The 14,379-nt window shown below is 62.6% G+C and carries 9 protein-coding genes and 1 pseudogene; 7 read left to right on the top strand and 3 right to left on the bottom strand.

The annotated features are described in order from the left end of the window. Window positions 1–70: 70 nt before the first annotated feature. Window positions 71–1,933: a reverse transcriptase domain-containing protein gene (locus tag E4K65_RS45430; RefSeq protein ID WP_209312160.1), complete on the bottom strand. Its 1,863-nt coding sequence runs from the start codon at window positions 1,931–1,933 to the stop codon at window positions 71–73. Window positions 1,934–2,780: 847 nt separating this feature from the next. On the opposite strand from E4K65_RS45430, the gene E4K65_RS45425 reads away from it, so the two are divergent. Together E4K65_RS45425 and E4K65_RS48070 are read left to right on the top strand one after the other, a co-directional pair. Next, a complete protein-coding gene (locus E4K65_RS45425; protein WP_135179611.1) occupies window positions 2,781–3,743 on the top strand; it encodes an ArdC family protein in 963 nt (320 codons plus the stop codon). A gap of 103 nt (window positions 3,744–3,846) precedes the next feature. Then, window positions 3,847–5,952, top strand: a complete 2,106-nt coding sequence (locus E4K65_RS48070) for a ParB/RepB/Spo0J family partition protein (RefSeq protein WP_167771687.1) — start codon at window positions 3,847–3,849, stop codon at window positions 5,950–5,952. A 250-nt stretch (window positions 5,953–6,202) separates the two neighbouring features. Here the strand turns inward: E4K65_RS48070 and E4K65_RS49305 are convergent, their stop codons facing one another. Beyond that, a complete protein-coding gene (locus tag E4K65_RS49305) occupies window positions 6,203–6,508 on the bottom strand; it encodes a hypothetical protein (RefSeq protein WP_235886044.1) in 306 nt (101 codons plus the stop codon). A 102-nt stretch (window positions 6,509–6,610) separates the two neighbouring features. Between E4K65_RS49305 and E4K65_RS45405 the strand changes: the two genes are divergently transcribed. The 5 genes and pseudogenes from E4K65_RS45405 to E4K65_RS45385 all read left to right on the top strand — a co-directional run. Beyond that, window positions 6,611–10,456, top strand: a complete 3,846-nt coding sequence (locus tag E4K65_RS45405; protein WP_235886043.1) for a strawberry notch family protein — start codon at window positions 6,611–6,613, stop codon at window positions 10,454–10,456. Next, the gene (locus E4K65_RS45400) at window positions 10,456–11,517 is read left to right on the top strand and encodes a DUF7146 domain-containing protein (RefSeq protein WP_135179609.1); all 1,062 of its coding nucleotides are present in this window, start codon (window positions 10,456–10,458) and stop codon (window positions 11,515–11,517) included. Before E4K65_RS45405 ends, E4K65_RS45400 begins: the two co-directional genes overlap by 1 nt. 329 nt (window positions 11,518–11,846) lie before the next feature. After that, entirely contained in the window at window positions 11,847–12,770 is a 924-nt protein-coding gene (locus E4K65_RS45395) for a DUF2493 domain-containing protein (protein WP_135179613.1), read from the top strand. After that, window positions 12,767–13,357: a hypothetical protein gene (locus tag E4K65_RS45390; RefSeq protein WP_347340986.1), complete on the top strand. Its 591-nt coding sequence runs from the start codon at window positions 12,767–12,769 to the stop codon at window positions 13,355–13,357. Before E4K65_RS45395 ends, E4K65_RS45390 begins: the two co-directional genes overlap by 4 nt. A gap of 575 nt (window positions 13,358–13,932) precedes the next feature. Continuing rightward, window positions 13,933–14,088 (top strand): annotated as a pseudogene (locus tag E4K65_RS45385) (DUF736 family protein); the annotation flags it as partial. 137 nt (window positions 14,089–14,225) lie between these two features. On the opposite strand, the gene E4K65_RS45380 reads toward E4K65_RS45385, so the two are convergent. After that, window positions 14,226–14,379: DUF736 domain-containing protein (locus E4K65_RS45380; RefSeq protein ID WP_135178911.1), on the bottom strand; the 154-nt coding region annotated here is incomplete at its 5' end.

Genomic DNA, 14,379 nt, shown 5'->3' with positions numbered 1-14,379 from the left:
CGGTAGGGTAGGCGCGGGACACCTCGAAGAGGATATCCCTACGCCTCCCCCCAAACCGTGCGGGCACCTTTCAGTGCACACGGCTTTCCGTACGCGCATGCTCTCGACCGGAGACGGCTGTACGGCATGACGGGCACAGGACAATGGTCTTGCGCCGCCAACCGGACCGTTTCCAGACCGTCAGCGATCCGCTTCGCAAGTCTCCTAGCCGGCGGAGATGATGCATCTCGAATGGTCCCGTCGTATCGCTGCACGCTTCGCACTTGCGAGCGTTAAGTCGATCGATCAGATCATTTGGGCTTTTGACCCACCACGCACCTGCCGTGACGTTGTCGATAGTCGGACTTGTCCAGTAGGCTCGGTTCAGATGCTTCAGTCTCCACAGCTTGATGCTGCGAAGCTTACCACGGACCACGGAGCTAACCTCGTAGTCCGTGCCTTTCCACAGACGCGCCATGGTTCGTGCTCTCGTCGTCCGATGTCGCATCGCCAGCGTCTTCACAAGACTGCGGAACACGACAAGCTCCAACAATCCCAAGGCGCTCTTGATGTCGTCGGCAAACGAATGGTAGTTCGCAAACCCACGGAACTCTGAGTTATAGGCGAGGACGGTTGCAACGTCGCTGGTTACCAGGAACTGCTCGCGTGGACTGCCGGTCTTCTTGGCGAGATCGCCATAGCCGTGTTGCTTGCAGAACTTGGTGACTTCCTCGCGCGGCACCCGCAGGCTGACATTGCCGGTGGTCGGCCGACGCATCACGCGCCATGTCCGTCCAGCCGGTCCCTTGCGGCTGGATTTTCGTCCAGCCCCATAGGATGTGTATGTCGAGACGCGATAGCTCAAGAAGGTCACTCCCTTTGAAGCGGCGTAGACCCCACTTTTCTCGGGCGAAACGGTGAGCTGCAAGGTCTCCGTCAGGAACCGTTCGACGCAGGCCATGATCTCACACGCTTCCCGCTTGCTCCCGATCACGCCGATGAGGAAGTCGTCGGCATAGCGGCAGTAGCGGAGCCTTTTGAAGTTGGGGTCCATTGGATCGACGGAAGGCACTTTCCGTCTCTCCTTATTGACGGCTTTGATCTCCGCAAATGCAGCATCGATCTCGGCCCGATCCGCGCCTTCGGCACGGAGCCGTTCAATTTTCCGGCGGAGACTGAGGACGCGCCGTTCCAACGCCACGTAGCGCGGGAATGGACGTCGCTCACGGCCTTTGTCGAAGTCCGCCTTCATCATCTGCATGTGCTGGTCCAGCTCGTGCAGATAGATGTTGGCGAGCAAGGGCGAGACAACGCCGCCCTGTGGCGTGCCACTGTAAGTGCGTCCGTAGACCCAATCTTCCATGTAGCCTGCTTTGAGCATTCCTTCGATCAGACCAATGAACTTATTGTCATCGATCCGCTTTCTTAGAAGCCCAAGCAGGATGTCATGGTCGATGTTGTCGAAGAATCCACGCACATCAACTTCGACCAGCCACTTGCAGCCCGTCCAACTCTTCTTGATGAGCTTGAGTGCGGTATGACAGGATCGCCCCGGGCGGAACCCATGTGATTCATTGAGGAACACAGGTTCATAGATCGCTTCGAGCAGAATCCTGACCGCCTCCTGAACGAGCCGGTCTTCCACCGTGGGGATACCCAGCGGTCGTGTCTTGCCGTTGTCCTTCGGGATATAAACCCGCCGGACCGGCCGGAAGCGATAAGTGCCATCTGCCACGCGCCTGGCGATGTCGGCGAGCTTCTCCAGCGACATGCCGTCGAAGGTCTTGCCGTCTACACCGGGCGTCAGGGCTCCCTTGTTCCGGGAGACCTTTTCGTAGGCCCACTCGAAGAGACGCGGAGATCTCATCAGGCGGTGAAGGCCATTTACGCGCTTACCCGACCGCGACAAAGTCGGCAGTGATTCAATTCTTCTCTGGATGGTAACGGCCTGCATCAGCAGAACCTTTCCGTCGAAGAATCTCTTCTACGCATACTGCACATGCCGTTATTGGCGGCATCGTCCTTCCCCCGATCGGAGGCGCTTTCGGTCCGGTCGCCCGGCCTTATACGCATGATCGTCTGCCTCGCGGCGGCTGTCCCGGCCATTACGCCGGGCATTTGGGTACTATGACGGCTCCGTCGCCATACAGGTCCTCGCAACCGGTGCGGTCTGCCCCGCGTGGCGTAGCGTGTCAGCCGCGTTCGCTACTGCCAGCCCTTTGGCGACTGGAAACTGGGATTCAGGCAATACAGCTTTCACCATGCACACCTTACTCTGTGCTCTCCACCGGGCTGCGGCGCCCGATTTCGAGACGTTTCCCGGCATGCTCTGGTCCCGTTCCTCTTTCGAGGTCTCAGTCGTTTCCGACACCGGTAAGCCGGGCAAGTAAGAGCCCAACCAGTAGGCTCCATTCTTTCGAACACTCCCTTCTTCTTCACGCCACAACGGCGCACGCCTTGCGGCTTCGATCCCTCGCGCTAAAGCTTTGGTGCTCCTCGCCGGGGGCACTCGGGAAAGGGACTCGCCTGCGGCGATCGCTATCACTGCCCCGTTCCCGGGTGCCGCTATTGAACCGGTCTCGTCGCTGCACTCGGACCCGCGTGCCCCTTCGGGTCGCTATGCTCACGCTCTCCGGGTGCCATTTTCCGTTGAGGCGATGCGCCCTTGGGCACACGCCTGATCGGGCCTGGGTCCCAGGTAGATGGCGCTAGAGGCTGAAAGTAAGAGTGCAGGCTGGGTTTTTTCGTGGCGGGTCAAAAGCTGCGAGAGAGGCTCGCGGTGCCCGTCGCGGAGACCTGCGATGTCAAACCTTAATGCTTGCGCGCGCGCCGGCTACGACCGGGCGAACCTCTATAGCGAAATCACCGATAAGATCATTGCCGAGCTTGAGGCCGGGCGTGTCCCCTGGGTTCAGCCCTGGGGTACTGCCGCGGCGAAAGCGCCGCTGGCCATGCCGAAAAACGCGTCGACCAACCGGCAATACAGTGGGGTGAACATCCTCATCCTCTGGGGAGCCGTGATCGAACGCGGATTTACAGGTCAAAGTTGGCTCACCTTTCGTCAGGCGCTCTCGCTTGGCGGCCACGTTCGCAAGGGAGAGCGCGGTACTACTGTTGTTTACGCAGATCGTTTCGTGCCGAATGACGAAAAGCGCCGCGCCGCCGAGACCGGTGAAGACGCGCAGGCGATTCCATTCCTCAAACGATTTACCGTTTTCAACGTCGATCAGTGCGAGGAACTGCCAGACGGCATCGCAACCGCTGCTCCGCCACCGCCGGCTGGCCTGATTGAACCCACGGTTGACGCCCTCATCAAGGCCAGCGGAATTCCATTTCGCATTGGTGGAGATCGCGCATTCTACGCAACAGCCGAAGACTATGTTCAGGTCCCGCCACCGCAGGCCTATTTCGAACCCATCAACTGGCACCGCACCGCGTTGCATGAACTCGGTCATGCGACCGGGCATCCCTCGCGCCTCAATCGCGACCAGAGCGGATCCTACGGTACGAAGAAATATGCCTTTGAAGAACTGGTCGCCGAGTTGAGTTCCGCATTCAGCTGCGCGTCGCTCGGGATCGTCCCGACCGTGCGCCATGCCGACTATATCGGCTCCTGGCTTGAAGTCCTACGTGAAGACAGTCGGGCCATCGTGCGTGCCGCCTCACAGGCGAGCAAGGCTGTGGACTATTTGCTGGGTTTCGTTCCCGGGTCCATTGAGCCCGCATCGCTGGATTCGGCTGTCGCCGATCACGAGACGGCGTGATGCTTGGCCTGGTGGCTGCGCGAGAGTGAGAGGAGGGGAGGCTGTTCGCGACGGGTTGGAAGCCGAGAGAGAGTCTCACGGCCGCTCGTCGTGGAGAGCCAAAATGACGAAAGCCGTACAAAAGATCACGCTGTCGCCTTCCCGGGACATCCCCTTCAACAAACTCGTGCTCAGCCAGTCGAACGTTCGCCGCGTCAAAGCCGGTGTTTCGATCGAGCAACTAGCCGAGAGCATCGCGCAGCGTACGCTTCTGCAAAGTCTGAGTGTCCGGGCCGTCGTCGATGCAGATGGCAACGAGACCGGCATGTTCGAGGTGCCGGCGGGCGGCCGGCGCTATCGCGCTCTCGAGCTCCTTGTGAAACAGAAGCGGATGTCGAAGACGCAGGCAGTGCCGTGCGTCGTTCGCGAAGGGGGCATTGCCGCGGACGATTCGGTGGCGGAGAACGATGAGCGGGTCGGCCTGCACCCGCTCGATCAGTTTCGCGCCTTCCAGACACTCCGCGATCTCGGCATGACCGAGGAAGACATCGCCGCCCGGCACTTCGTGAACCCAGCGATCGTGAAGCAGCGGCTGCGGCTGGCGTCGGTGTCGCCGAAGCTGCATGAGGTCTATGCCGAAGACGGCATGACCCTCGAGCAGCTCATGGCGTTCTCGGTCATGGCCGATCACGCCCGCCAGGAGCAAGTCTGGGAGAATGTCAGTCGTTCCGGTCATGACGAGCCTTACCAGATCCGCCGGCTGCTCACCGAGAACACCGTGCGCGGGTCCGATCGCCGGGCGCAGTTTGTGGGCCTCGATGCCTATCAGCATGCGGGTGGCGGTGTTCTGCGGGATCTGTTCGAGCACGACGACGGCGGCTGGCTTCAGGACGTCGTGTTGCTCGACCGCCTGGTAACCGAAAAACTCAAGGCCGCGGCTGAGACGATTGCCGCCGAAGGTTGGAAGTGGATCTCGGTCGCCGTAGAGTTCCCCTACGGTCACACACAAGGCCTAAGAGAAATCGAGGGCAGACCTGTCGATCTCTCGTCTGAGGAGCAGGCCACCATCGATGCGCTGAACGCCGAGCAGGCCAAGCTTGAAACCGAGCAGAACGCCGCCGAATGGCCCGACGAAGTCGATCAGCGTCTCGGCGAAATCGAGTCGGCGCTGGCGGCGTTCGAAGACCGGCCGATGCTGTACGAACCGACCGAGATCGCCCGAGCTGGTGTCTTCATCAGCATCGAATCCGAAGGACGCCTATCCGTGGACCGGGGTTACGTCCGGCCAGAGGATGAGGTGCCGGCGAATGATACTGACGTCGGGCAGGACGCCAACGTGTCGTCGACTGAAGGGCAGGAACCTGGCACTTCAGTTCACCGCACGATCATCGCAGTCGCAGGTGGCGCTCCTGATGCCGAAGAGGATGATGAGGACGCCGCCAAACCTCTGTCGGATCGGCTGATTACCGAGCTGACGACGCATCGTACGCTGGCATTGCGGGATGCGCTGGCAGAAAATCCAGCGATTGCGTTCCAGGCCGTGCTGCATATGACGGCCTTTTATCGGTTCGCATCGTCGGCGAGCTGTCTTGAGATCAGCCTTCGCACGCCAAATTTTCCCACCCAAGCTCCGGGGCTGAGGGAAAGCGTCTCGGCCAAAGCAGTCGAGGCGCGGCATGAGGCCTGGAAGGCGCGGTTGCCGAAGAGCGAGAACGATCTCTGGGATGCGCTGGCGGCTCTCGATGGTGGTTCACAGTCATCGCTGTTCGCCCACTGTGCATCATTTGCGGCCAACGCCATCTATGAGCCGGCCAACCGCTACAACCAAGGCCGTGTCTCCGCTCAGGGTGTCCGCACGCGTCTAGACCAAGCTGATGTGCTGGCGCGCGCGGTCGGGCTCGACATGGTGCAGGCTGGCTGGCGACCGACCGTCGACAACTATCTCGGCCGGGTCACCAAGCCGCGTATTCTGGAGGCCGTGCGGGAAGCGAAGGGCGAGCCGTCGGCGCAACTGATCGACCATCTGAAGAAGGCCGACATGGCAAAGGAGGCCGAGCGCCTTCTGGATGGCTCGGGCTGGTTGCCGGAGCCGCTGCGTCTCGTCGATCCCAATGCGGCGCCAGTGGAACAGGAGGGCGAAGCGGGCTCGCTTCCCGAATTCCTCGCCGATGATGAGGATCAAGAGAACGCCAGCGACGACGATCCGCAACAGCTCGACGCGGCCGAGTGAAAACACAAGGCGGGACAGCTCCGGCAGTCCTGCAGTTGCTTGGGGACCGGTGCAGAATGCCGGTCCCCATTCTTATGGGCGAGGGCTCAGAGGGAGAGCTAGGCCGGGAAGGGTTTGAGCCGTTGGGGCGGAGGAGAGCGCCCGATGGTTCGACCCGTTCCTGCTCTCCGAAAGAAATCCTGCCATGACCGAATCTCTTGCCGGCGGCGTCGCCACGCCGCTCTCCATGCGTGCCGCTGCAAATCTCACCTCAGCCGCCGTCAGGGCCGCGCGACAGCTTCTGACCGAGCTCGAACGCGGCCGGCGCATCGATGCCGCTGTTCTGCGTAGCGCCATGGAAGCCGCCTTTGGCGCTTCGGACACAGCCGGCGTTTGGAACTGGAAAACCGCCTATGACGTCTGCGAGGCGGCAACCGTTCTGTTCCTTCGCAAGTTCGGCCCGGCCATGCGCGCCAAGGCCGGCTCGACCGTCGCCATGCTGCCGATACTTGTGAAGGTCGCGAGCTGTTTGCCGATCCATACGCGGCGTTCCGAGGACAGTCAGGCGCTTCAGCAATTCTCGACACCGATCCAGCTCGGGCTTGCGGCATGCACCGCAGCCGGCATTATGCCGGCCGATCGCGTCCTGGAGCCCTCCGCGGGGACCGGTTTGCTCGCCGTGTTTGCCGAGCTCGCTGGCGGTGCCTTGGTGTTGAACGAGCTGGCCGAGGCCCGCGCGTCGCTGCTCGATCATCTCTTCGCAAGCGTTAAGGTTACGCGGTTCGACGCCGCCCAGATCGACGATCATCTCGACGCCAGTTTCGTACCGAGCGTCGTACTGATGAACCCGCCGTTCTCCGCGTTGGCCAATGTCGATCGACGGATGGCGGATGCGGCTCTCCGCCACGTCGCTTCGGCGTTCGCGCGTCTTTGCGATGGTGGACGCCTCGTCGCCATCGCTGGCGCGAGCTTCGCGCCGGATAACCCGACATGGCGAGATGCCTTTGTGCGGCTCCAGGAACGCGGGCGGGTCGTGTTTTCTGCGGCTATCGACGGCGGCCTTTACGCCAAGCATGGCACTCGGACGGATACGAGGCTGCTTGTGATCGACAAGCTGCCCGCCGCAGATCCGAAAGCTTTTCCTGCCTCGCCAGGAATGGCGGGCGATGTCGCGACCTTGCTTGGCTGGGTGAACCAGCATGTGCCTGAAAGGCTGCCCGTCGCCTCACCATCGGAGATCGCTGCTATCGGGCGGCCAGCGACGTCACGATCGGTCGGCGCCGTTGCACCAACTTCTTCGTCCTCTTCGATAACCGCAGCATCAGAAGGTGTCGAACTTGCGTACGAGACGGTTGAATGGTCGCCGCCGGAAGGCGCCCGGCTGACCGATGCACTTTACGAGGAGTATAGAATGCAGTCGATCCGTATTCCGGGATCGTGCGCACACCCGACCAAACTCGTGCAATCCGCGGCGATGGCTTCCGTTGCGCCACCGAAGCCATCCTATCGTCCGCACCTGCCGGTCAATGTTATGGCAGACGGACTTCTGTCGGACGCTCAGCTCGAGAGCGTCATCTATGCAGGCGAGGCGCATTCTGAGTTTCTCTCGGGCTCCTGGACGGTCGACGCGACCTTTGATGTTGTGGCCGCCGCGCGCGACGACGCAGAGAATGCCGTCCGCTTTCGACGTGGCTGGTTCTTGGGCGATGGCACCGGGGCGGGCAAGGGGCGGCAGGTCGCGGGGATCCTGCTCGACAACTGGCTCAAGGGCCGCCGCCGCGCGGTCTGGATCAGCAAGTCGGACAAGCTGATCGAAGATGCACAACGTGACTGGTCCGCGCTCGATATGGAGCGCCTGCTTGTTACGCCGCTGTCCCGGTTTCGCCAGGGCACCCCGATCCGGCTTGCGGAAGGCATCCTATTTACCACCTACGCCACGCTACGGACCGATGAGCGCGGCGAAAAGCTTTCGCGCGTCAGGCAGATCGTCGAATGGTTGGCCTCGGACTTCGACGGAGTGATCATCTTCGACGAGAGCCACGCCATGCAGAATGCGGTCGGGGGCAAGGGCGAGCGCGGCGATCAGGCGGCCTCTCAGCAGGGGCGCGCGGGCTTGAGGCTTCAGCACGCCTTGCCGAATGCTCGCGTCGTTTACGTGTCGGCAACGGGCGCCACCACGGTTCATAACCTCGCTTACGCCCAACGCCTCGGCCTTTGGGGCGGCGGCGACTTTCCGTTCGCCACCCGCGCCGAGTTCGTCGAAGCAATCGAGCAGGGCGGCGTCGCGGCAATGGAGGTGCTGGCGCGCGACCTCAAGGCGCTCGGACTCTACGCGGCCCGCTCGCCGTCTTACGAGGGCGTCGAGTACGACTTGGTGGAGCACCAGCTTACGCCGGAGCAGGTTCGCATCTACGACGCCTATGCCGGTGCGTTCAGCATCATCCATAACAACCTGGACGCGGCGATGCGGGCGGCCAACATCACCGGCGAAACCGGAACGCTCAACGGGCAAGCAAAATCTGCGGCCCGCTCGGCCTTCGAAAGCGCCAAGCAGCGCTTCTTCGGTCACCTCCTGACCTCGATGAAGACGCCGTCGCTCATCCGATCGATCGAGAACGATCTTGAGGCTGGACACGCCGCGGTTATCCAGATCGTGTCGACAGGCGAAGCGCTGATGGAGCGCCGGCTCGCCGGTATCCCGACCGAAGAATGGGGCGACGTTCAGGTCGACATCACTCCGCGCGAGTATGTGCTCGACTACCTCGCTCATTCCTTCCCAGTCCAGCTCTACGAACCCTTCGCCGACTCGGAAGGTAACCTCTGCTCCCGGCCTGTCTATCGCGACGGCCAGCCGGTCGAGAGCCGGGAAGCCGTCGCACGACGCGACCGCCTCATCGACAAGCTTGCCTCGCTACCGCCGGTACCCGGCGCGCTGGATCAAGTCGTCCAGCGCTTCGGCACCGACATGGTCGCCGAGGTCACCGGCCGCTCGCGCCGCATCGTGCGCAAGCGCGACCGGCTGGTGGTCGAAAACCGAGCCGCATCGGCTAACCTCGCGGAGACTTCGGCCTTCATGGATGACGTCAAGCGGATCCTTGTGTTCTCCGACGCGGGCGGCACAGGGAGGAGCTACCATGCCGAACTTTCGGCTCGGAATCGCCGCCTGCGAGTCCATTACCTGCTCGAGTCCGGCTGGAAGGCCGACGCCGCGATCCAGGGGCTCGGCCGGACCAACCGGACCAACCAGGCGCAGCCGCCCCTGTTTCGTCCGATTGCGACCGACGTGAAGGCCGAAAAGCGCTTTCTCAGCACCATTGCCCGCCGGCTCGACACGCTGGGGGCCATCACGCGCGGCCAACGCCAGACCGGAGGGCAGGGCCTGTTCCGGCCCGAGGACAACCTTGAAAGCCAGTACGGCCGCGACGCGTTGCGCCAGCTCTACACGCTGCTCGCGCGAGGCAAGGTCGACGGTTGCTCGCTCGAACGGTTCGAGGATGCGACCGGTCTGAAGCTCATGGATGCCAATGGGCTCAGGGATGACCTGCCGCCGATCACGACCTTTCTGAACAGGCTATTGGCGCTCGCCATTGACCTACAGAATGTGCTGTTCACCGCCTTCGAGCAGCTCTTGACTGCTCGAATCGAAGGCGCGGTCGCGTCGGATACCTACGACGTCGGCCTGGAAACGCTCCGCGCCGAAAGCTTTGTCGTCACCGACCGGCGGACGATCTATGTTCATCCGGGCACCGGCGCCGAGACCCGCCTGCTCGCGATCACCGAGCGCCAGCGCAATCATCCGGTGCGTCTGGATGACGCCCTTGCTCTTCTCTCCGATCGCCTTGCTGTCCTGCTGATCAATGAGCGCTCGGGACGAGCCGCCGTGCAGGTCCCTGCGGCGAGCATCATGCTCGACGACGGCGAGATCGAGCGGCGCGTCCGCCTGATTCGGCCGATGGAGCAGCTCAGGGTCCCCCTAAGCATGATGGTGGAAAGCCATTGGGCCGAGGCTGACCGTGAACGTTTTGCCGCGGCCTGGCTGGCGGAGCTTGCCGAGGTCCCCGAGTTCTCGGAAAGCACGATCCACGTCGTGGCGGGCTTGCTGCTACCGATCCGGAAGCGGCCGCCGAACGAATCGACCCGTGTCTATCGGCTTCAGACCGATACAGGCGAACGCATCATCGGACGCAAGGTTTCGGCCGCGTGGGTCGCAAGCGTCCTTGCGACGGACGCGCCTTCACTGACGCCGGGCGCTGCCTTTGCCGCGCTGATGGGGGGGCGGGCCGTTATCGATCTTGCGGAGGGGCTCCAGCTTCGCCGCGTCCAGGTGATGGGTGCACATCGCATCGAGCTGTCGGGATTCAACGACATAATGCGCGATCGCCTCCGTGCTTACGGCCTCTTTGGGGAGATCATCTCCTGGAAGCTGCGGATGTTCGTGCCCACGGACGCGAGCGGCGTCGAGGTCCTGTCGAATGTGCTCGACAGCTATCCGGTTGCGCGCATCAGTGATCGGGAGGCGGCGTAATGTCCCGCGACCCTTCCGAATTGGCACGCCGCCTCGCGCGCGAGGCCGAGGCGGTGTGCAGACACTATCTCTCCAATGGCAGGCGAGCGGGGCGGTACTGGCTGGTCGGCGACGTCCACAACACGCCGGGCCGCTCGTTGTTTGTACGGCTTCAGGAATCGCCGAAGGGACCCGCTGGGAAATGGACCGACGCCGCGACCGGAGAACATGGCGATCTCCTCGACATCATCCGCGAAAGTCTGGCCTTGCGAGACTTTCGCGAGGTTGCCGAGGAGGCGAGGCGGTTTCTGAAGCTGCCTCGTTCAGAGCCGCAATTCGCTCCGAAACCCATTCGTTCAGTCACGCCAGCCGGATCGCAGGAAGCCGCTCGTCGGCTCTTTGCGATATCAAGCCCGATTGAAGGGACGCTAGCCGAGACGTATTTGCAGGGCCGCGGAATAGGCCAAATCCATCATGGTGGCAGCCTTCGCTTCCACCCGCATTGTTACTACCGACCGGACGAGTATTTGCCGACCGAAACATGGCCGGCGATGATAGGCTCGGTCACGGACCTCGAGGGACGGATCACCGGCGTGCATCGCACCTGGCTAGATCCACACGGCTTCGATCGCGTGCGGCTCGGCAAGGCCCCGATCGACACGCCACGACGGGCCATGGGCGACCTGGTTGGCAACGCCGTTCGCTTCGGAGTGGTGGACGACGTGCTCGCTGCGGGCGAGGGGATCGAGACCATGCTGTCACTGCGTTGCGCACTGCCGGCCTTGCCCATGACCGCTGCTCTCTCTGCCAATCACCTCTCAGCGATGTTGCTGCCGTCTGGCCTGCGACGTCTCTATATCGCCCGCGACGACGATGCCGCGGGAGATGCCGGACAGGCTATTCTCGCCAAGCGCGCGGAAGCCGTCGGGATTGAAGTGATCCCGCTGTCGCCTCGACTGGGCGACTTCAACGAAGACCTGCACATCTTCGGCCTCGAGGCCCTCCGAGAAGCGTTGCTCCTTCAACTCGCACCGGAGGACGTCGTCCGCTTCCTGCATTCTCCGACGGTAGCTGCGGAATAGCCCGTGCTCTTCGATCGGGGACGACAGCCCGGTCACGACGCGTCCAATGCCGGAAGAGCACGCGACCACGGCCTTCTAGAGGGCGATCGGACGGCAAGCGGCTCGGGCCGGCAATGGCTGCGTCCGGCTATTTTCCGCCGCGCGTGGGCGATGGAAGACACATTGTTTATCTGGCCAGCGCGCTTTGCATCGCGAAGCAAAATAGCTGGCCTCCGCCATCCTCCGCTGCGCTTCGGCCCTTCGGGTTCTGGCCCGGTCCGCCCGCCGTCTGAGTGATCGCCACGAAGGCCGCGATGGTCGCGGCCGATCCGGCAAAGGGCCTCTCCACCATGACCGACCATGACGACACCGAGGTGCAGCACGTCTCTTCTCCAACCGATCACGTTCTCGCCGAATTACAGCTCTTCGGTTACCGCCCCTTCGACGACCAGCCCGATCCACGGCCGCTTCCCGAGGGCAGGATCGTCGCCGTAGCCGTCGCCGACATCTTCGATGCCCTGGTCGCGACCTTGAGCGACACTCCGCTCGAGCCGGATCTTGACGATCTGCTCTGGTCGACTGTCAACCTGTTCTATCGTGCCGTCGACCGCATCGAACGCCGCCTCGACGACAACGAACAGGCGCAGCAGAAGAGCCAGCGCGAGCAGAACGGCTCCGAAGTTCGATCGGTCGAACTCGAGCGCCTGACGGCTGAAGGCATCACATTGATCGAGCGCCGCAACTGCTTGGAGCTCTTCCGCGACCAGGCCATCGAGCGCTTTGAGACGCACACCGGCTCATTCTGGCGCCCCCGATCGGGATCTCTGGTGAACCACCGCACCCTGACCGCAGCGATGATCGACTCCCGCGACTTCATTGCAGCCAAGCGCCGCGCCGAGACCGAGGCCATGCTGCCCTCAGGACCAAAGATCGCGCTCACAGGTGGGCTCGACTTCAGCGACCATCACCTCATCTGGGATCGTCTTGACAAGGTTCACGCCAAGCATCCCGACATGGTCCTGCTCCATGGCGGCTCCCCGAAGGGTGCCGAACTGATCGCTTCCAAATGGGCGACCACCCGCAAGGTAGCTCAGATCGCTTTCAAGCCCGACTGGACAAAGCATGCTAAGGCAGCGCCTTTCAAGCGGAACGACGCCATGCTCGAACTCCTGCCGATCGGCCTCATGCACTTCCCGGGCACGGGCATCCAGGACAACCTCGCCGATAAGGCGAAGCGACTCAGCATCCCAGTCTGGAGGTTCGGCGGCGCGTGAGCGCCGTCTTCTCGACTTCCACCGAGGGGAAATTGTTCACGCCGCAACTCCGCCTCCTTTCTGTCTCATATCCAGAGTTGCGCCGTGGTGGTGGTGGAAGGCGCAACTGGTACATCTATGCACATGGAGCCACCACCATGCTCGCTATTGGGCTTATTCTCAACACATTCGGCATCGGCTTGTTCTGCTGGGCGATCTTTACGCTCGCTGTGTATGCGTTGCCGTTTTTCGTCGCACCGAGTATCGGGATGATAGCGTTTCAGAGCGGTGCCGGCCTCATTGGCACGCTGCTTCTCGCAACGGCCGGCGGCGCGTTGGCGCTCGTCCTCGGCCAGATCGCCGTCGCTATTACCCGATCCTTGGCTTTGCGCATCGCGATCGCGGCAGCATTCGCAGCTCCCGCCGCCGTCGCCGGCTATCATGTGGTGTTCGCGGTGTCTGATATCGGAGTGCCCTCACTGGCTTGGCGTGAAGTCTTCGCTTGCCTCGGCGCAGTTTGCATTGGCCTTACGTCGTGGACGCGCTTGATGGCTTTGGCGAGGATCGGCCCGTTAGAGGCGGGCGGGCTGGTGGATAATCCGTCCTAACCAGTTCATACGGCCGCGTGGCCCGAGGGGATGACGTTTTCCGCCTTCATCGTCGAACAGGTGCGCGCAAATCGACGCGGTGAGCGAAAGATGATCGAAACCTGAGCGCGGGAGAGGCAGTCCTCCTCGGAGCTCCTCGGCCAAGTTGCCGGCAAGGTCTGGCCCACGTAGCCGCGGCGGAGCGATGTTACCTCGATCCGTTCTTGGGAGACGATGCCGCCCTTTGCAGGAGATTGTTTCTCTTTCCGCGCTGAATGGTTCCGACCTCTTGTTCATCAAAACCGAGATAGCCACGCTTCTCCAGAGATTGTGGTTCAGCACGCGGACGCACGTGGCCTCGTTGATGGCTTGATCTGGCCGAAGACCGGCTTCGCCTCGATCGTCTGAGCCGCAACGCCGTTGACGCGACTTTCTTCCCCTGGGCTTCGCCCATTCCTCGCGAGACAAGAAAGTCGCCACAACGACGTCCTCCGCTGCGCTCCGGCCCGAGCGGGTGCGTCGCCGATCGTCCTCGGCCCTGGATCGCCATCGAGGCCGCGGTGGTCGCGGGCTCGAAACACAACAGGAGAAGTGACATGGCTAACATCGGTTCTTTCAAGAAGGTCGGCAACGAATTCCAGGGCGAGATCGCCACCCTGAGCCTGAAGGCCAAGGGCGTCCGCATCGTCGCCGAGACCAACCGCTCCAATGACAACGCCCCCAGCCACCGCATCTATGTTGGACGGGCGGATTATGCGTAGCGCGGGATTATGCGGAGTCGTTGGCTGGCAGCCCGGTTTTCCAGGGCTTTTGCCGCTGTGTCGCTCCGCATAATAACGGGGCCGCTGTCCGCGGCGCCCCGCGTGTTTGCGAGACGCCGCGGTGTTGGTCAGCGCGACCAGATCAGCGCGCACTCGCCATCGTCGCCTTCGAAGAGGTTGGCGTAGATCGGCGCGGTGAAGGACGGATCGTCGAGCTTGACCGAGTGGTAGGTGCGGTTGTCCTTCGAGGTCCGGCGCCAGGCGGCACCGATCTCGACGCCT

The sequence above is a fragment of the Bradyrhizobium niftali genome (genome assembly GCF_004571025.1).
Classification (GTDB): Bacteria; Pseudomonadota; Alphaproteobacteria; order Rhizobiales; family Xanthobacteraceae; genus Bradyrhizobium; species Bradyrhizobium niftali.
The sequence above is the reverse complement of the archived record's forward strand: the minus strand, read 5'-3'. Positions and strand labels throughout refer to the sequence as shown.